Origin of the sequence: Hyphomonas sp. FCG-A18, from assembly GCF_045287255.1 — a bacterium.
Lineage (GTDB): Bacteria > Pseudomonadota > Alphaproteobacteria > Caulobacterales > Hyphomonadaceae > Henriciella.
In genome coordinates this window covers 355,882-372,964 of sequence record NZ_CP137142.1, presented here as the reverse complement: position 1 = coordinate 372,964, position 17,083 = coordinate 355,882, and the positions used below count along the sequence as shown (strand labels likewise).

Genomic DNA, 17,083 nt, shown 5'->3' with positions numbered 1-17,083 from the left:
TTTTTTGCGATTGCCCCTGATTCTTTTCACAGAAAACATGCAGAAATTGCCCCGACTGCCCAATTTACACGTCTTTGCAGGGTTTTGGTGCTAGAGCGCGCAGGATGCAATTGCGCGTGGTGATACTGGCTTTGGGGATCATGACGGCTCTGTTGGGAGCCGCGATGATTCCATGCTGGCTGCTGGACTATGCCGACGGTGCCCCGGAATGGCCGGTTTTTGCTGCCAGCGCCGTTACGCTGCTGCTATTTGGTGGTGGCCTGATCATCATGTCGGGGCAGCGGCCGGAACGGACCGGGTCAAAGGAAGCTTTCCTGTTGACGGTCCTCGTCTGGGTGGTTCTGCCCGGCATGGCCGCCATACCCTTTATTGGAAATGGTATGAGCTTTACCGATGCGATGTTTGAAAGCATTTCGGGCCTCACAACAACTGGGGCAACGGTGATTACCGGGCTCGATACCCAGCCCCGCGGCCTGTTGCTCTGGCGCGCCATCCTGCAATGGTTTGGCGGGATCGGGATCATCGTGACCGCGATTGCTATCCTGCCGATGTTGCGGGTCGGCGGGATGCAGCTTTTCTCGCTCGAAAGCTCTGATGTCTCCGGCAAGTTCATGCCGCGAATTGGTGAGATTACAGCGCAGACGGGCCTGATCTACCTGATCATCTCATTTGCTTGCATGATCGGTTATTGGGCCAGCGGGCTGTCTTTGTTTGATGCTATCGCCCACGCGATGACGACCGTCGCAGCCGGAGGGTACTCGACCTATGACGCCTCCTTCGGGGCCTTCTATGATACACCCGCTATTGTTGTGGCAATCTTCTTCATGATCATGGCCGGCCTACCGTTCAGCCTGCTGGCGCTGGCGATGATCCATGGCAAGATCCGTCCAGTGCTCACAGATCCGCAGCCGCGTCTGTTTCTGGGATTAATTGCTGGGATTACGACGCTGATCTTTCTACTGCGGGTGATTGATGACCAGGATCTGGTGATCATCAGCCCTTTGGAAGGCTATATTGAAACCCTGTTCAATGTTGTCTCGGTCATGACCGGGACGGGCTATGCCACTGCGGCCTATGATGGCTGGGGCGGGCCTGTTGTCCTGCTGTTTCTCGTGACGATTTTTCTCGGCGGATGTGCTGGATCAGCCGCCTGCGGGATTAAGATGTTCCGGCTTGAAATCACCTTCCGGGCCGTCCTGGCGCACGTTCAGCAGATGACCAGCCCGAACCGCGTCGTCCGCGTCCGCTATGGCGGGCGGATTGTTGATAATGATACCCTGCAATCAGTGATGGTGTTTGTCTTCCTTTATATGGCGACCTTCGTGATTGCCGCCATCCTGCTCAGCCTGACCGGCCTTGATCCGATCACGTCGATCTCGGGCGCGGCGACAAGCGTTTCAAATGTCGGCCCGGGCCTTGGCCCGATTATTGGCCCCTCAGGGACGTTTGAGACCCTGACAGATCGCGCGAAATGGATTTGCGCGATTGCCATGCTGCTGGGACGGCTGGAATTCACCGCCGTGTTTGTCTTGATGACCCGCCGCTATTGGCAGGGCTAAAATACACCCCGCCCAAGACACGCTAAGACGTTCGTTTGGTTGCCAATCCAGAAATCTCTTTAAAAATGGAACGCAGCGTTCCATGTTAAGCTTTTGGATACCCGATTTGAGGCATTGAACAGATATGGCTGAGACTGCATCAAATAAACGCAAGGGCGCGCGTCGGAGCGAGGATTCGCGGGCCGCGATTCTGGCCGCGAGCCGGGACGAAATTAGCGAGAATGGCTGGCGCAAGTTTAGCGTCGACCGGGTCGCAAAACGCGCCCGCGCCTCAAAGCAGACGATTTACCGCTGGTGGCCCAGCATTGGCTCCATGTGTGTTGAAGCCGGTCTTGCCCTGATCCCACAAGGGTCAGGCGGTGGACGCGACCCGGTTGAGCGGATTGCCGAACTGGTTGCGCCTTTAGAGCAAGCTCTGCGGGTTGGCTCCGGCCATGCCGTGATGCGCGGTATCCTGATTGCGGCCTGCGATGAAAAGGAAGCCGGGGAAGCCTGGCGCACCTGGATGCGTGATACCGTGCGGATGCCGCTTCGGATGATCCTGGCTGAGATTGCTGCGAAGAATGTTGTACGCCGCGATTTTGACGTCGATGCAGCGATGGATACGCTGATGGGGCCAATCCTGAACCGGGTTATGGCGCTGCGCGCGCCTTTGCCGGAAGGCTATAGCACACGTCAGGCGGAGATCCTGCTCAAGCAGCTCGCACCTTAAACCTCGCTGTCATCCCACACATGTTTACGGTTGCCGCTTGCCCGGCAACGCGCTACCGCACAGCCTTGGTAGAGGACAGGGAAGCGCGCATATGGCCCCTATACGGTTCGGCATAATCAGCCATGAGACAATGGGCGAACGCACCCGTCAGGCGCTGACGAACCATCCTGATGCCGTCATCGTGGCGACTTGCAATCTAGGCCCAGCAAGTGGCGCCGCTGTTGAGATAGCCGATTGGCAAACGCTGCTCAGTCGCGACGATCTGGACGCCATCTTTATTGCTACACCAAACGCCATTGCCCCGGCCATCATCATCGCAGCCTTGGGCAAAGGCTTGCATGTGTTCTGCCAGCATCTGCCGGGCTATAATCTTGAAGATGTCATCAATGTCCGCCGCGCTGAAGCCGCTGCGACGGGAAAAATCCTGAAATTCAGTTTCGGTCACCGCTATCATGGCGCGGTGATGAAAGCGCGCGAGCTTGCCGAGAGCGGCACGCTTGGTAGTTTGCTCTCAATGCGCGGCACCTATGGCAAAGCCGGGCGGGGTGCGGATCAAGGGCGTTGGGAAAACACATTCGACCTATCCGGTGGCGGCATCCTGATGGATCGGGGCATTCATATGATCGACCTGATGCATATGTTTGCCGGGCCGTTCGAAGAGATCAAAGCCATGGTCGATGAGCGGTTCTGGACAGGTGCCGGTGTTGAGGACAATGCCATGGCCCTGCTGCGCACCAATAGCGGCGTGATGGCAATGCTGCACGCCTCAGCCACGCAATGGCGGGAAACGTTCCGCCTCGAACTGGGCTTTGAGACAGGCTATCTCTGGCTCGACGGTGTGTTGACCGCGGACATGCGCTGTGCCCCGGAAATGCTGATCATTGGCCGCTTGCAATATGATGAGCATGGCGAGCCAATCGCCAATCCAGAAGAAGAGATTCACGAGTTCAAAGCCGATGAAAGCGTTGACCTCGAAATCGCTGATTTCATCTCAACCCTTCAGACGGGACGCAAGCTTCAGGTCGGCACCAGCCAGCAGGCGTTTGACGCGATCAATACCAGCCAGCGCCTCTATGCCGCTGACCCGACCTATCTGCATAAAAGCCAAGAGGGAGGGCATGGCGATGACTGATCTGTCTGCCCTGCTCGATCTGGCCGTGAAAGCCGCGCAGGCGGCTGGCGATGAGCTGGCTGCGCGCAAAGGCGATTTTATCGGCATCGCGGTTCAGAAAGGGCGCGATATCAAGCTGAATGCAGATCGCGCGGCTGAAAACCTGATCCTGTCTATCCTGCGCGAAGGCTCCACTATCGATATCCTCGCTGAAGAAAGCGGAATGCATGGTACGCCGGAGGGCCTGCTCTGGGTGGTTGATCCACTTGATGGCTCGGAAAACTATATTCGCCGCAGCCCTGTCTGCGCCGTATCGATTGCCTTGCTCAAGGATGGTGAACCTGTCCTCGGCGTCGTGCACGATTTTAATATGGGCGAAACCTGGACGGGCGGAGAAGGCATCCCGGCAAAGGTCAATGATGAGCTGATCTCAGTCTCGGCGATCACAGAAACCAAGGATGGTATGCTGATGACCGGGTTACCTGTCAGCGCTGACTATTCCCCGGAAGGCCTTGCCAAAATGGGCCAAAGCTTCGTTCGTTGGCGCAAGCTGCGCATGATTGGTTCCGCAGCTCTTTCCGCTGTGAACGTCGCAGGTGGCCGGGCCGATTGTTATAGCGAGACAGGCTGTAAGCTCTGGGACGTTGCCGCCGGAATTGCGATTGTCCGCGCCGCCGGAGGCCGCGCGCTGATCAGTGATGGTGCCCCTGATGCCCCGCGCGCGATTTGCATTGATAATGGCAAGCTGCCTTTGCTGGAGCCATTCGCATGACCGCCCTGAAAGCCACGCCACGATATGCCTGAGGATAGCCGCCCTCCCCGCTTTTCCGTGATCATCGTGAACTATAATGGCGGTGATTATCTGAAAGGTGCCATTGCCTCACTGGCAGCGCAGACCGTGCGTGATTTTGAGGTCTTTGTCGTCGACAATGCCAGCACAGATGGCTCAATGGACTTCCTGTTTGAGGCCGCCCCGCATTTCCCTGTGAACCTCTTGCCCCAAACCCGCAATATCGGCTTTGCCGCTGCCAATAATCTGGCGGCGGAACAAGCCAAAGGAGAATGGCTCTGCCTGTTAAACGCAGATGCAGAAGCCGCCCCGGACTGGCTGGAACAAATTGGCGCAGCTGCACAGCGTCATGCGGGTATTGCCAGTTTTGCCAGTACGCAGATTGATCTGCACGATCCACAACGCCTCGATGGGGCTGGCGATGCCTATCTGGGCTTTGGTATCCCATGGCGCGGCGGGTTTGGTCGCCCCGTTACAGACCTGCCAAAGCAAGCCGGGGAATGTTTCTCCCCTTGCGGCGCAGGGGCCGCGATCCGGCGTGATGTGTTCATGGCCCATGGCGGGTTTGATGAGCGCTTCTTCTGTTTCTGTGAGGATGTTGATCTCGGCTACCGCATGCGCCTCTCAGGGGAGCGCTGTGTCTTCCTGCCTTCAGCGATTATCCGCCATGCCGGAGGTGGATTGTCGGGCCGCGCTTCTGCGTTCTCGCTTTATCATGGGTCTCGCAATCGCTTCTGGACCTATATCAAGAATACGCCTTTGCCACTCTTGGCGCTGACTCTGCCCGGGCATCTTGCGATTACGGTTCTGCTTTTGCTGCGCAGCGCGTTCACCCATCGGTTTGGCAGCACATGGCGGGGCTTGTGGGCAGGGATAAAAGGGCTAGGCCCAGTCCTGTCTGATCGCCGCCGAATTCAGAAAAACCGAAAAGCCTCTGTAGCAGACATTGCCAACGCCATGTGCTGGAACCCGCTGACATTCCGTAAGCGCAAAGCGCATATTCGCCCCCTCAAGAAAGACCAGCCATGACCGTCACGCCGCATGATCTTGCTCGTATCGCCCTGCAAGCGGGGGTTGTCATCATGGAGATTTATGAGAGTGATTTCGATGTCAGCCACAAGGATGACAAATCCCCGGTGACGGAAGCCGACCAGAAAGCTGAGACCATCATTCTGGCTGAACTCGCCAAGGTGGAACCAGATCTGAAAGTCATTGCCGAGGAATCGGTTTCAGATGGCCATATCCCGGAGCACAGTACGCGTTTCGCATTGGTCGACCCGGTTGATGGCACCCGTGAGTTCATCAACAAACGCGGCGAGTTTACCGTCAACATTGCGATCATTGAGCATGGTAAGCCTGTGATGGGCGTGGTCTTTGCCCCCGCTCTGAAACGCTTATTTGTCGCCGAGAGCCCATTTACAGGCTGGCAGGCCAGCGTCGCAGCGGGAGAGGCTGTTCCCGCCCCAGACCAAAGACAATCGCTGACCATTCGCAAAGCACCTGCGTCGGGGCTGACCGCGATTGCCTCAGCCTCTCATCGCAGCGCTGAAACCAATGCGTTTCTGGAAACGCAGAATATCGCCGAAATTGTCTCTGCTGGGTCATCCCTGAAATTCTGCCTGATTGCAGCGGGCGAGGCTGACCTCTATCCGCGTCATGGCCGGACCATGGAATGGGATACTGCCGCAGGGCATGCTGTTGCGCAGGCTGCTGGTGCACGTGTGACCAATCTGGACGGCTCTGCGTTTACATATGGCAAGACCGAGCGCGGGTATGACAATCCGCATTTCATCGTCTGGGGCGATTGTAGCCCTTAAGCTTACAGATGAAACCGACGCCCCCTGCCCAACCGCCCGCAGAGGCTACCCTTGGGGTGGTTGGGCAGGGGACGTCGGTTCGTTCAGCAACACCTCTTCACAAAAGCCTGACTGGTCATTTATCGCAGCTTTTGCCATGGCTTGAGCAGGAGGCTTCACAATGAGCGTTTTTCGTATCGCATTGATCCCAATTGCCGTGGCGCAATTTCTGGCGCCGCTCCTGCCGAATATGGGCTTTGGGCAAAGCATTGGTGACCGGGCCACCGCGCAAGGCATTCCCCCTGAACTCCCGCTTGGCCTGTTCTTTTCGATCTGGGGCGTGATCTTTACCGGCTATCTGACCATTGCGGTTCTGGCGAACCTGCGCCCGAAGTATCATTTTGACCATCTCGCCGGACCGCTGGCGCTTGCCGGGTTGGGCAATGTCATCTGGATGATCAGCGCGCAGAGTCTTGGGTTTGCCTGGCTCGATTGTCTGCTGCTCTTTCCGATCCTGTTCTTTGCCTGGGAGGGCGCTTATCGGCTCGATCGCATGGGCGGGTTTGATGGCACAGGGAAACGATTATTGCTGTGCTTGACCATTGGTTTGCTGGCTGGTTGGCTCAGTGTTGCTGTCTCGATCAGCCTACCAGAAGCAGTCAGAGACCTGCTCGATCGCGGGGCGACAGATCGTCCATGGCAATCGCTGTGGATCGTGCTTGGATCAGCGCTGGTTTTGACGATGGTTTTTGCCCGCTATGTCAGCAAAAGCCTATGGTTCTTTGTAGCCGCAGGCTGGGGCATCAGCGGTATTGTCGCAAACAATTGGCTGCGCACAGAAACGCACCTTCTGGGCATTGCCGCGGGCCTTGTTGGCCTGCTAATTATCGCTCAACGCCTCAAGATGGGTGTTGATGGACGAGATGGATGATTGACTGGCCACTGCAATATTTACTGAGTTTGGATGGTCTGCCTGAATGGGTTCGGCAGATCTTACCTTTTGCCTGGCACACGGCTTTGGCGATCGGGATCATGGTGCTCGCCTATATCCTGGCGCAACTGGTCAAGGTGGCCATTCGCCTTGTCGGGCAGCGTCGCCTCGCCAAACGTCACGAAGACTATGACGGGTCGAGCTGGGACCTGGCGGACTCGGCGATACAGGCCATGATCATCCTTGCCGGTGTGCCGTTTGCACTGTCCGTTTTCGGATTTGAAATTACCCCCTATTTCGCAACCTATGGCACTGGCATTCTAACGGCGATTACAATTATCGTTGTTGCCGCGGTGTTGTCGCGCTGGATTGGATCATCCATTCGCCAGTTCGGCGATAAGGCCCGGCGCAGTCATCGCGCAGATGGCACGCTGTTCGCGTTCATGGCCTCGCTGGTCACCTATATGATTATGGGTCTGGCCATTGTATTCGCCCTGACCCAGTTTGGGGTTCAAACCGCGTCCCTGATCGCTCTGGTCGGTGCCGCGGGCCTCGCCATCGCGCTCGCTTTACAGGACACATTAAAGGCCGTTGCAGGCGGGGTCATGCTGGCCATCTTCAGGCCTTATCGCATTGGCGACTGGGTCAACGTCGCCGGGATGGAAGGTGAGGTGACCGATATCAGCCCGTTCCGCACCACGATTAAGCCCGTTACCAATAATGCTGTCTCTCTTCCCAATGATAAGGTCTGGACTGACGCAATCTCGAACTCGTCGCGCTATGCAAGGCGGCGGCTCGATCTCTATGTCGATGTCTCCTATGAGGACGATACCGATTTCGCGATTGAGAAAACCCATGAGGCTATCAATGATCTGTCGCGGGTTCTGGCCAAGTCGGAAACCTGGGTTGGGGTGCACGCGTTTCGCGATTCCAGCGTACAATTGCGCTGTCGGGCCTGGGTTGCGATGCCAGAATATGTCCAGATGAAGTCAGATTGTCTGCGGGCGATCAAGAAGGCCTATGAGCAGCATGGCATTACGATCCCTTATCCGCATCAGGTGGAAATTCACCGCGCCGAAAAGTCAGGGCCAACGGGTCAGCCAAGTGCAGGCGGCTTTGCCGCGAACCAGCCCGGTGAGGGGCTTGACGAAGGTTAGGGCACGATAAACTCGGCAAAGGTCTTACTTTCTTGCCAGTCGAAACGGGCGCGCAAATGCCCATCGCGGGACAGGCGCAGCCAGTCGAGGCTGTCTACAGCAACATCAATGACGGTAAAATGGTTTGCCGCCAGCGCCGTATCTCGCTTGCTGGAGCCAATACTGCCCGGCGGAAGCAAGGCTGCATAATCTTCAATCGCGGCCTCTGACAAACGCTGGAAATGCTCATTCCAACGCGTCCCTTCGGTCAGGATCTCAGCCTGTCCGTCCAGTCTGTATTGCACCATCCGTTTGGCATCAAAGAAGTGGCAACTAACAGTGGGGTTAGCGGTTAAGGCCGGGACTTTAGCAGCGCGGCGGTCTGTATAAAATGTCAGGCGGCGCAGCCCGCGATCTACCCCGCGGAGCACAACCGTACGCGCTTCGGGTTGACCATCAGGGGACACAGTCGCCAAGGTGAACCATCGCAAAGGGGATTGCTTGTCGACAGCCGCGCGGCCAAGGGTTGCCCAGACCTCTGTCATTATCGCTTTAAGAGAATTGATATCGCTCATGCAGTCTTCATACTGTATTGAGCTTGCAGGGACGATAGGGGACCTCCACATAGAGGCAGTAATGATCAACAGGACAAAGCCATGACCGATATCACCGCGGGCACCCACGTTCAGGATGCAACCGATCAGACCTTTATGACTGATGTTGTTGAAGCGTCGAATACCCAGCCGGTTCTGGTGGACTTCTGGGCGCCATGGTGTGGCCCGTGCAAATCACTGACTCCGGTTCTGGAAAAGGTCGTCAATAGCGAGGGCGGCAAGGTTAAACTGGTCAAGATCAATATTGATGAGAATCCGGGTGTTGCCGGACAGATGGGCGTGCGCTCGATCCCGGCTGTTTTCGCCTTTGACAAAGGTCGTCCGGTCAACGGCTTTCAGGGCGCACTACCGGAAAGCCAGGTCCGTCAGTTTATTTCCTCAATTCTCGGCGGCACGGATACAGCCAAACAGCTCAGCGAAGCGCTGGAACAGGCCGAGGCCGCGGTTCATGCTGGCGATATTGGTGGGGCCGCACAGATTTACGGTGCGATCCTTGAAGCGGACCCGGTCCATATTGGCGCGATTGCGGGCCTTGCCCGGTGCTATCTGGCCAATGGCGATGCTGAACGGGCAACACAAGTGCTCGATATGGCCCCGGAGGATAAACAGTCTGACCCGGCGATCAAGTCTGTCCGCACGGCGCTCGACCTGATGGCGGATGCGCCACTGGATGATGAATTGGCGTCTGCCCGCGCGGCCGTCGAGGCCAATCCGGATGATCACGCCGCACGCTTCACGTTTGCTGAGAACCTGATTGGACAGGGCAAGTCCAGGGAAGCCATGGATCATCTGCTAATCATCCTATCTGACGATCTGAACTGGGATGAGGGTAAGGCCAAAGCCAAGCTGCTCGAGATTTTCGAAGCGGCCGGACCAAAGGACCCGATCACGGTTGAAGGACGGCGGCGCCTCGGCTCGCTGATGTTTGCGTAACACACTCGAACCTCGCAATCTGATCTGATCGGTCCATCTGTAGACTTACAGAAGGATAAGACCCGTGGCCGCAGACCCCTATCGCAAACTCACTGACCTGCCGGAAATCATTCCCGTGTTTCCGCTAGCGGGCGCGATGCTGTTTCCGCGCTGGTCGCTACCACTGAACATTTTTGAGCCGCGTTATCTCAACATGATTGATGATGCCATGGCTGGGGATCGAATCATCGGTATGGTTCAGAGCCTTGGTGGGGACCCAGCAGCCCCTGCCCTCGCCAAGGTTGGCTGCGCGGGGCGCATCACCTCTTATGCCGAAACCGAGGATGGACGCTATCTCATCTCGCTGACCGGGATTTGCCGTTTTGGCAGCGATGATGAACTCGACGTCAACACGCCATATCGACAGGTCAGAGCCAAGTGGGCCCCGTTTGAGAGCGATTTAATGGCCCCAAAGCCGGGTGATCTCATCCTACCCCGGTCAAACCTCGTCAATTCCCTCAAGCGCTACAGCAATATCCATCAGATGGAAGTCGACTGGGAGGCGGTTGAAAATGCGCAGCTGGAAACCCTGATCAATGCGCTGTGTGCAGGTTGCCCATTTGGCGTGATGGAGAAACAGGCCCTGCTGGAAGCGCCATCCGTGATTGCCAGAGCCGAAACACTGATGGCGCTGCTTGACATGGACGCGCCGGGCAATGACACCTCAACCTTGCAATGACGACTGAAGATACCCCTTCCAAAATCGGCCCGTGTGGCGTCGATCCGCGCTTGCTGGAACTGCTGATTTGTCCGGTTTCACGCGGGCCTCTACGGCTCGATAGTGAAAACTGTGAACTGATCTCGGAAAAGGCCAAGCTCGCTTACCCCATACGCGATGGCATGCCGATTATGCTGGAAAGCGAAGCGCGCGACTTGGAGGCAAGCTCATGAGCCATAGTTGGCCAACCCGTCTTGCTTTCTCAAAGTCCAAGGCCCGTCTTGCTGTCGCTTATGATGATGGCGCTGAATTTGAGATTGATTACCCAACGCTGCGCCTGAATAGCCCATCTGCAGAGGTTCAAGGCCATGGCGCCGGGCCAAAGCCCCCTGCGCCGATCATCCCGGATGATCTGACGGTTCTCAAAGCCGACCCGGTCGGGCGCTATGCTGTGCGTATCTATTTCAGTGATGGCCATTCCAGCGGCCTCTATACCTGGGCCTGGCTGCGCGAGCTGGGTGAACAAGGTGTGGCCGCGGCATGAGCCAGAATAGCTGGAGCAATTACTGGAAGGGTCGCGAAAACGGCTCGACAGGAGCCTTAACCGGAGTTGAGAGCGATCAGGAGCTGCAGGCTTTCTGGGCGAGTGCCTTACAAGATGGCTCACGTGAACGGCCACTACTCGATCTGGCCTGCGGGGCTGGTACTGTTTTGAAGCAGGCGGCCGGGCTGGGCTATCAGGACCTGACCGGTCTCGATTATTCTGCTGAGGCGATCGCTGTTCTGAAAAGCGATATGCCCAGCGTCAAAACCGTCACCGCCTCCGCTTCTGAAACGGGCCTCGACGCTGGCGGATATGCGACAATTGTCAGCCAGTTTGGCCTTGAATATGCTGGCACGCACGACGCCTTCACAGAAGCGGCGCGACTATGCGCCCCGGACGGTAAGATCATCACGGTCATGCATATGACAGATGGCGCCATCGAGGCCGAGGTCAAAAACCACGCGGCCCATTGCCAGACCATACTCGACAGCGCCTATATCCCTTCAGCCCGCGCTTTTTTCGAAGCCGCCTATGCCAATGATACAGAAGCCGGAGACATTGCCGCAAAGGCCATGACAGAGGCGCGCGATACGCTGACCACAATCATTATTCCCGATGAGCATAGCCTGGCCGCACACCTCATGGCGGGAGCCTCCGAGCTGTGGAGCAAGCGGGCGAACTATATTCTCTCTGATATCACAGGCTGGCTGGATGGCATGCAAGCCGAGGTTGAAGCCTACCATGCCCGAATGACTGCGATGCTAAACGCCGCCCTTGATGAAGAAGCAGTCTCTGCGTGTGCAGACTTTTTGCGCACCAAAGGTTTTAAAGTGGACACCGCACCTTTGTCGCTGAGCGGCCATGACGCCGCCTGGACCCTTCATGCACAGCGCCAAGCATAGGCCTGATAACACAATCCATTGGTAAAGGCGCTTGACCTCAAAATAGTGCGACCTATAATTACATTATAACATAACATATACATCCTGAAGAGTTTCCTCCCCATGACCGCCAAAACCAGAAGCCTGAGCTTTCTTGATATGTCTGGTATCAGCTTGTCTGGGCTATGCTTGATCCATTGTCTGGCTATGCCTTTCCTGGCTGCAGCGCTGCCTGTTCTGGCGGTGTTTTCAGAGGCTGAATGGTTGCACAAAGCCTTTGTTCTGCTGGCCCTGCCGGTTGCTGCAATTGCCGCCATTACGCTGAAGGCTGGGCGGGACAAGATCGGGATACTGCTTCTGATGGTCATCGCGATCAGCCTGTTGATCGCCGGCGCATTTGTTGAGCCACTCCATGATCATGAGACCAGTCTGACTGTTGTCGGGGCGATTTGTCTGGCATCTGCGCATATCTGGCGCTGGGCGCGTCATCAGGCCTTACATTAGGCCCCATCCCATACTATCTAGGGCCATCGCACAGGGCTGGGACGTTCGAGGACGGTCAGCTATCCGCCGACCTTAATTCCGTCTAAGGGAGCTGGCTCTGGACTGGATCGTGGTCCTATCTACCCGGCGCCCACCTAGCTACTAGGTCGACGGGATACAAGTACCCGAGACGGCGTTTCCGGTCTTGTGCGTTCACCCCCAAGTCTATTGCAGGATGTCCAGCATATTATGTGCCAGCATGGAGGCTGCATTGCGCACCGCCATCGCTTCATCAATCTGCGCCTCATCAAAGACCATCTCGACCAGTGCATAGCCCAGCTCCACCCCGAGACGCATACGCTCATAAACCGTTTGGGGATCAAGCTCTGGAGAGAACCGCAGGAGACGCTCTGATAGTTGACGGGTGACGCGGCGATGTGAATCGAGCCGCACATCAGCCAGAACCGGGCTGGCATGCATGGACCGCATGATCCACTCCCCGGCTTTCATGTCCCGGGTGACAGCAATGGTTTGCTTCAGGAACACCTCGATCTCATCAATGAGTTTGTCAGGATCAATCGCATCATGCCCCCAATCGACAAGGAGGGCATTCTGGCGCTCCATCAGGCGTTCCCCCAAGGCTTTCAGCACCGCATACTTGTTCGGAAAGTAACGATAGAGCGCTGGCGGCGTCAGCCCGGCGCGCTTGCAAATCAGATTGGTTGAGAGCCGCTCAAACCCCACCTCTTCCAACAGATCAGACGCAGCAGTGAGGATTTGCTCAACGGTCTTCTGGCTGCGCGACTGATTTGGTGCGGCGCGTTTCGATATTGGCGGTTTGACCGTAACTGACATGCCCATCCTCAGCGATATTTGACAGACGCCTTTAAATCCATAACGATAGTGATCGCTATCATTTTGAGGGAGGTGAGGCAATGGGGTTATCGAGACGGGGTGTTTTATTTGGCGGATTGGGTGTTGCAGCAGCAGGCACAGCTGTACCCGCCGGACAGCATATTGCCTGGGGACAAAAGAGTTTTGTGCGCGAGGGGTATTCCCCGGACTATCCTGAACCACCCATCGGCGAAGATAGCTGGATGAACTGGTCCGGTATTCACAAGGCCACGCCAACGTCTATCCCGATGCCCACAACAGAGACCGAACTGTCCGAACTGGTGGCCGCAAGTCCTGTACGCATCCGGCCCAAGGGCAGCGGGCACTCCTTTTCTGGCCTTGTGCCGAGCGAGGGCATGATTGTGGATCTCAGCCGTCTATCCGGCCTCCTGAATTATGATCCGGCAACAGGGCTTGCCACCTTCGGCGCGGGGACGACCCTGTTTCAAGCCGGCGGCAAGCTGGATGAGCTTGGCCGCGCTTTCCCGAACCTGCCGGATATTGTTGACCAGACCCTGGCCGGCTCCTTCTCAACTGGAACACATGGCACGGGCCTGACCCTGACGGCGCTGCACGACTATATCCAAGCCTTCCGACTGGTGACAGCGAACGGAGACATGCTGGATGTTAGCGCTGATACGCAGCCGGACCTGTTCGCGGCAGGTAAAGTCTCCCTCGGCGCGCTGGGCATCATCACGCAATACACGCTACGCACCGTGCCCGCTTTTAATCTGCATCGCGTGGTGAAGGCTGAGCGTATCGAGGATGTTCTGGAGAATGCTGAAACGACGGCTGAGCAGTATCGCAATTTCGAATTCTTCTATCTGCCCGGCACCGGTATAGCAGCAACGCTGACCCATGACCTACATGAGGGGCCCGTAACCGGAGTCGGTCCTTCAGAGGATGATGAGACGCTGGAGGGCCTGAAAACCTTACGCGACCAGTTTGGCTGGTGGCCATGGCTACGCCGCAAGATCGCGCAATCGGCGCTGCCTAGCGGTGTGATTGAAGATGTCAGTGACGCCTCTCTGGAATTGCTGGCAACCACACGGCCAATCAAGTTCAACGAGATGGAATACCATCTGCCGCGCGATCAGGGGATTGCTGCCCTGCGTCAGGTGATTGCCAAAATGGATCGGCGCAAGGACGCCTTCTTCCCGATGGAGGTTCGGTTCATTGCGCCCGATAGCGCCTGGCTCAGCCCCTTTAATGATGGCCCGCGTATCTCGATCGCCATCCATGCCGCGGTCGATGAGCCCTATGAATACTTCTTCTCTGAGTTTGAACCGATTTTCCGCGCCCATGGCGGGCGCCCCCATTGGGGCAAGCTGCACAGCCTTGGCCGGGCAGAGTTCAGTGCCCTCTATCCAGACTATGAGCGCTTCCTTGAGCTGCGGCGGGGCCTCGACCCGGATGGGAAATTCCTGAACCCGCATCTCGCAACCCTGTTCGGGGAGCGCTTCGATGCCTAAACTCTCAAGACGCAGCCTTATCCTTGGCACCGCCGGATTAGCAGGAGCAAGCATTCTGATGTCAAAACCGAAAGACGAAAGTGGCCCGCGTGATCCTTACTTCATCGCGATGCAAGATGCCCTGACGAAAGCCGGGATCGCAACCCCGACTCTGGTGATTGATCGCGCGCGCTTGAATGCAAACATTGATACACTGATGGGGCACCTGCCAGATGGAATGGGGTATCGCATTGTCGCCAAGTCCCTGCCCTCCCTGAACCTGATCACTCATATCCGCGAGCGGTCGGGTACAGACCGGCTGATGACATTCAACCTGCCCATGCTGCTGGCGCTGAGTGAAGCCATGCCTGAGGCAAGCCAGCTTCTCGGGAAGCCTTTACCGATACAGGCTGCACGCCAGTATTTTGAAGACTTGCCCGCTGACAAAACCGAAGCCGCCGATCATATTCAATGGCTGATCGACACGCCGGAGCGGCTGGCGCAATATGCAGAACTCGCCAACGATCAGGATCGCATACTCAAGATCAATCTTGAACTGGATGTTGGCCTGCATCGCGGCGGCTTTGAGCCGGGCAGTACCCTTGGTGAGACCTTGAAGGCGATCAACGTCAATCCAAACCTCGAAATGGCGGGTTTCATGGGGTACGAGCCGCATATTCCAGCCTTGCCGACCACACTTGGCTGGCGCGACAAGGCTCTGAAAGGGGCGTGGGCGATCTATCAAGAGGCTTTGGCGCAGGCCGCTTTAGTGTTTGGCGGCGACAGGATTGCGCAACTCACCCGCAACGCTGCAGGCAGTCCGACTTACCGCTATTATGAGGATACCAGCCTGGCGAATGAAATCTCGGCTGGATCCTGTCTGGTCAAGCCAACCCATTTCGATAGCGAACTGCTGGAGCCGCATTTGCCCGCGAGCTTTATCGCAACCCCGGTGATCAAATCGCTGCCAACGACAAGGATGCCGGGTCTCGAATTTGCTGATGGTGCAAAGCGAAGCTGGGACCCAAATTATAGCAAGACCGTTTTCATTTATGGCGGGCATTGGCTGGCTGACCCGGTCGATCCGCCGGGTCTGGCTTATAACTCAACGTTCGGGCGCTCTTCCAATCAGGAAATGCTCAATGGTGGCCCGGACTTGAGCATAGACCCGGATGAATTTGTCTTTTTCCGCCCCCATCAAAGCGAAGCTGTCTTCCTGCAATTTGGAGACATCGCCATCTATGACGCTGGTGAGATTGTTGACATGTGGCCTGTTTTCCCAGCGTCGGCTTAACAATCCCGACAACAATATTCGTCACCCAGTGGCCCGCTGCACTGCAAAAAACCTGTCACATTTATAAAATTGCAAGGGAATGGCGATACACCATAACAAATGCCTCAAACAGATGAGGCTAATGGTGCTAATGAGGGCGAATTAAATGGGCTATGCAGATGTCTTGGACGAGGGTGGGGCCCCCGAAGAAGACGAAGTCGCAAGCGCTGCTGAGCGACGAAAAGCGACATATCAACTCGCGAACACGGCATTTGAGCTTATCGCCAAGCACTCGACCGCACCGGACCCCATCGCCTATGCTGTTTGGTATGCTTATGCTGAAGGCGAGAATGGCGACCTGGTCGAGCGGCTCGAAAAAGAGCTGCATAAGTCCGACGAGATCAGCGATTATGAGATCAATGAGATCTATAAAGCCTTCCTTGAAGACAATGATGTCTTCGAAGCGAATATGAATATCGGTGCCGAGTTCGAAAGCAGCCTTGCGGCGGCTTCGGAACTGATGCGCGAAAGCCTGAAGCAAAATCAAGAGTTTAACGCGACGCTTGAAAGTGTTGGCGACAGCTTGCCAGGCGCGGCAGATCCAACCGAGCTTAAATCAATTGTTGCTGATCTGATCTCTGAAAATCAACGCATGTCGCAAGTCACGTCAGACCTGAGTAGTGGTCTGAACGAAAGTCAGGCGATGATTGAGCGGTTGAACAAGGAACTTGAAGAGTTTCAGGACCTCAGCCTGCGCGATCCGCTCACCGGAGTCTCGAACCGCCGCGCCTTTGATGCCCGCCTGAAAAAAGAGATTAGTGCTGCAACCGATAGCGAACACCCATTCTGTCTGGTGATTGCTGACCTTGATCACTTCAAGCGCGTTAACGATGTGTATGGCCATCAGACCGGGGATAATGTCCTGACCGGGTTTGCCGCCTTGCTAATGATGCGCCTTAAAGGCGCTGATATGGTGGCCCGTTATGGCGGTGAAGAGTTTGTGATGATCCTGCCCGATACCAAGCTGGTCGCAGCCCATAACCTGATTGTCAAAATCCTGCATGAATTACGTGAGACGAAGTTCGTCACGGTTAACAGCAATAAGGATATTGGCCAGATTACCGCGTCCTTCGGGATCTGCGCTTATCAGGAAGGCATGACAGCGACCGAACTGATCGAAATCGCTGACACCAAATTGTATGAAGCCAAAGAAACAGGCCGAAACCGCGTGAAAACACACGGGATCAACTAAGCTCAGTTTCTATCATCTGATAACAC

19 protein-coding genes and 1 other RNA gene are annotated in these 17,083 nt (G+C 56.4%); 18 read left to right on the top strand and 2 right to left on the bottom strand.

Annotated elements, in window-relative coordinates:
- Positions 1 to 104 precede the first annotated feature (104 nt).
- The 8 genes from RYZ27_RS01825 to RYZ27_RS01790 all read left to right on the top strand — a co-directional run bounded on the left by RYZ27_RS01825 (position 105) and on the right by RYZ27_RS01790 (position 8,056).
- A complete protein-coding gene (locus RYZ27_RS01825) occupies positions 105 to 1,559 on the top strand; it encodes a TrkH family potassium uptake protein (RefSeq protein WP_406680655.1) in 1,455 nt (484 codons plus the stop codon).
- Positions 1,560 to 1,683: 124 nt separating this feature from the next.
- Positions 1,684 to 2,271 (top strand): TetR/AcrR family transcriptional regulator, encoded by a 588-nt coding sequence (locus tag RYZ27_RS01820; RefSeq protein ID WP_406680654.1) that lies wholly within the window; start codon positions 1,684 to 1,686, stop codon positions 2,269 to 2,271.
- 91 nt (positions 2,272 to 2,362) lie between these two features.
- Positions 2,363 to 3,403, top strand: a complete 1,041-nt coding sequence (locus RYZ27_RS01815; RefSeq protein ID WP_406680653.1) for a Gfo/Idh/MocA family protein — start codon at positions 2,363 to 2,365, stop codon at positions 3,401 to 3,403.
- Complete coding sequence (locus tag RYZ27_RS01810) at positions 3,390 to 4,154, top strand: inositol monophosphatase family protein (protein WP_406680652.1); 765 nt, start codon at positions 3,390 to 3,392, stop codon at positions 4,152 to 4,154. Before RYZ27_RS01815 ends, RYZ27_RS01810 begins: the two co-directional genes overlap by 14 nt.
- Positions 4,155 to 4,178: 24 nt before the next feature.
- Entirely contained in the window at positions 4,179 to 5,201 is a 1,023-nt protein-coding gene (locus tag RYZ27_RS01805; protein ID WP_406680651.1) for a glycosyltransferase family 2 protein, read from the top strand.
- Entirely contained in the window at positions 5,198 to 5,989 is a 792-nt protein-coding gene (gene cysQ, locus RYZ27_RS01800) for a 3'(2'),5'-bisphosphate nucleotidase CysQ (RefSeq protein WP_406680650.1), read from the top strand. Before RYZ27_RS01805 ends, cysQ begins: the two co-directional genes overlap by 4 nt.
- A gap of 160 nt (positions 5,990 to 6,149) precedes the next feature.
- Positions 6,150 to 6,899 (top strand): hypothetical protein, encoded by a 750-nt coding sequence (locus RYZ27_RS01795; RefSeq protein ID WP_406680649.1) that lies wholly within the window; start codon positions 6,150 to 6,152, stop codon positions 6,897 to 6,899.
- Positions 6,896 to 8,056, top strand: coding sequence for a mechanosensitive ion channel family protein (locus RYZ27_RS01790; protein WP_406680648.1), 1,161 nt, complete (start codon positions 6,896 to 6,898; stop codon positions 8,054 to 8,056). Before RYZ27_RS01795 ends, RYZ27_RS01790 begins: the two co-directional genes overlap by 4 nt.
- Here the strand turns inward: RYZ27_RS01790 and RYZ27_RS01785 are convergent.
- A complete protein-coding gene (locus tag RYZ27_RS01785; protein WP_406680647.1) occupies positions 8,053 to 8,610 on the bottom strand; it encodes a pyridoxamine 5'-phosphate oxidase family protein in 558 nt (185 codons plus the stop codon). The genes RYZ27_RS01790 and RYZ27_RS01785 overlap by 4 nt on opposite strands.
- A gap of 81 nt (positions 8,611 to 8,691) precedes the next feature.
- Here RYZ27_RS01785 and trxA point away from each other — a divergent pair, with 81 nt between their 5' ends.
- The 7 genes from trxA to ssrS all read left to right on the top strand — a co-directional run bounded on the left by trxA (position 8,692) and on the right by ssrS (position 12,397).
- Positions 8,692 to 9,582, top strand: coding sequence for a thioredoxin (gene trxA, locus RYZ27_RS01780; RefSeq protein WP_406680646.1), 891 nt, complete (start codon positions 8,692 to 8,694; stop codon positions 9,580 to 9,582).
- Between the two features lie 64 nt (positions 9,583 to 9,646).
- Positions 9,647 to 10,300: an LON peptidase substrate-binding domain-containing protein gene (locus RYZ27_RS01775; RefSeq protein WP_406680645.1), complete on the top strand. Its 654-nt coding sequence runs from the start codon at positions 9,647 to 9,649 to the stop codon at positions 10,298 to 10,300.
- On the top strand, positions 10,297 to 10,512 hold the full coding sequence (locus RYZ27_RS01770; protein WP_406680644.1) for a Trm112 family protein: 216 nt from the start codon (positions 10,297 to 10,299) through the stop codon (positions 10,510 to 10,512). The genes RYZ27_RS01775 and RYZ27_RS01770 overlap by 4 nt, the downstream gene beginning before the upstream one ends.
- Complete coding sequence (locus tag RYZ27_RS01765) at positions 10,509 to 10,823, top strand: gamma-butyrobetaine hydroxylase-like domain-containing protein (protein WP_406680643.1); 315 nt, start codon at positions 10,509 to 10,511, stop codon at positions 10,821 to 10,823. Before RYZ27_RS01770 ends, RYZ27_RS01765 begins: the two co-directional genes overlap by 4 nt.
- Positions 10,820 to 11,725 (top strand): class I SAM-dependent methyltransferase, encoded by a 906-nt coding sequence (locus RYZ27_RS01760; RefSeq protein WP_406680642.1) that lies wholly within the window; start codon positions 10,820 to 10,822, stop codon positions 11,723 to 11,725. The genes RYZ27_RS01765 and RYZ27_RS01760 overlap by 4 nt, the downstream gene beginning before the upstream one ends.
- Positions 11,726 to 11,827: 102 nt before the next feature.
- Entirely contained in the window at positions 11,828 to 12,208 is a 381-nt protein-coding gene (locus RYZ27_RS01755; protein ID WP_406680641.1) for a MerC domain-containing protein, read from the top strand.
- 30 nt (positions 12,209 to 12,238) lie between these two features.
- Positions 12,239 to 12,397, top strand: a non-coding RNA gene (gene ssrS / locus RYZ27_RS01750) — 6S RNA.
- Between the two features lie 15 nt (positions 12,398 to 12,412).
- Here the strand turns inward: ssrS and RYZ27_RS01745 are convergent.
- Positions 12,413 to 13,042: a TetR/AcrR family transcriptional regulator gene (locus RYZ27_RS01745; RefSeq protein WP_406680640.1), complete on the bottom strand. Its 630-nt coding sequence runs from the start codon at positions 13,040 to 13,042 to the stop codon at positions 12,413 to 12,415.
- A gap of 80 nt (positions 13,043 to 13,122) precedes the next feature.
- Here RYZ27_RS01745 and RYZ27_RS01740 point away from each other — a divergent pair, with 80 nt between their 5' ends.
- From RYZ27_RS01740 to RYZ27_RS01730, 3 genes are all read left to right on the top strand, one after another.
- On the top strand, positions 13,123 to 14,553 hold the full coding sequence (locus tag RYZ27_RS01740; protein ID WP_406680639.1) for a D-arabinono-1,4-lactone oxidase: 1,431 nt from the start codon (positions 13,123 to 13,125) through the stop codon (positions 14,551 to 14,553).
- A 58-nt stretch (positions 14,554 to 14,611) separates the two neighbouring features.
- Positions 14,612 to 15,826, top strand: a complete 1,215-nt coding sequence (locus tag RYZ27_RS01735) for an alanine racemase (RefSeq protein WP_406680638.1) — start codon at positions 14,612 to 14,614, stop codon at positions 15,824 to 15,826.
- Between the two features lie 145 nt (positions 15,827 to 15,971).
- Entirely contained in the window at positions 15,972 to 17,057 is a 1,086-nt protein-coding gene (locus RYZ27_RS01730; protein ID WP_406680637.1) for a GGDEF domain-containing protein, read from the top strand.
- The last annotated feature ends 26 nt before the right edge of the window (positions 17,058 to 17,083 follow it).

Excerpts from the sequence above, each read along its gene's own strand:
- RYZ27_RS01825 (WP_406680655.1), top strand. The coding sequence starts at position 105 with ATGCAATTGCGCGTGGTGATACTGGCTTTGGGGATCATGACGGCTCTG.
- RYZ27_RS01820 (WP_406680654.1), top strand. The coding sequence starts at position 1,684 with ATGGCTGAGACTGCATCAAATAAACGCAAGGGCGCGCGTCGGAGCGAG.
- RYZ27_RS01815 (WP_406680653.1), top strand. The coding sequence starts at position 2,363 with ATGGCCCCTATACGGTTCGGCATAATCAGCCATGAGACAATGGGCGAA.
- RYZ27_RS01810 (WP_406680652.1), top strand. The coding sequence starts at position 3,390 with ATGGCGATGACTGATCTGTCTGCCCTGCTCGATCTGGCCGTGAAAGCC.
- RYZ27_RS01805 (WP_406680651.1), top strand. The coding sequence starts at position 4,179 with ATGCCTGAGGATAGCCGCCCTCCCCGCTTTTCCGTGATCATCGTGAAC.
- cysQ (WP_406680650.1), top strand. The coding sequence starts at position 5,198 with ATGACCGTCACGCCGCATGATCTTGCTCGTATCGCCCTGCAAGCGGGG.
- RYZ27_RS01795 (WP_406680649.1), top strand. The coding sequence starts at position 6,150 with ATGAGCGTTTTTCGTATCGCATTGATCCCAATTGCCGTGGCGCAATTT.
- RYZ27_RS01790 (WP_406680648.1), top strand. The coding sequence starts at position 6,896 with ATGATTGACTGGCCACTGCAATATTTACTGAGTTTGGATGGTCTGCCT.
- RYZ27_RS01785 (WP_406680647.1), bottom strand. The coding sequence starts at position 8,610 with ATGAGCGATATCAATTCTCTTAAAGCGATAATGACAGAGGTCTGGGCA.
- trxA (WP_406680646.1), top strand. The coding sequence starts at position 8,692 with ATGACCGATATCACCGCGGGCACCCACGTTCAGGATGCAACCGATCAG.
- RYZ27_RS01770 (WP_406680644.1), top strand. The coding sequence starts at position 10,297 with ATGACGACTGAAGATACCCCTTCCAAAATCGGCCCGTGTGGCGTCGAT.
- RYZ27_RS01765 (WP_406680643.1), top strand. The coding sequence starts at position 10,509 with ATGAGCCATAGTTGGCCAACCCGTCTTGCTTTCTCAAAGTCCAAGGCC.
- RYZ27_RS01760 (WP_406680642.1), top strand. The coding sequence starts at position 10,820 with ATGAGCCAGAATAGCTGGAGCAATTACTGGAAGGGTCGCGAAAACGGC.
- RYZ27_RS01755 (WP_406680641.1), top strand. The coding sequence starts at position 11,828 with ATGACCGCCAAAACCAGAAGCCTGAGCTTTCTTGATATGTCTGGTATC.
- RYZ27_RS01745 (WP_406680640.1), bottom strand. The coding sequence starts at position 13,042 with ATGTCAGTTACGGTCAAACCGCCAATATCGAAACGCGCCGCACCAAAT.
- RYZ27_RS01740 (WP_406680639.1), top strand. The coding sequence starts at position 13,123 with ATGGGGTTATCGAGACGGGGTGTTTTATTTGGCGGATTGGGTGTTGCA.
- RYZ27_RS01735 (WP_406680638.1), top strand. The coding sequence starts at position 14,612 with ATGTCAAAACCGAAAGACGAAAGTGGCCCGCGTGATCCTTACTTCATC.
- RYZ27_RS01730 (WP_406680637.1), top strand. The coding sequence starts at position 15,972 with ATGGGCTATGCAGATGTCTTGGACGAGGGTGGGGCCCCCGAAGAAGAC.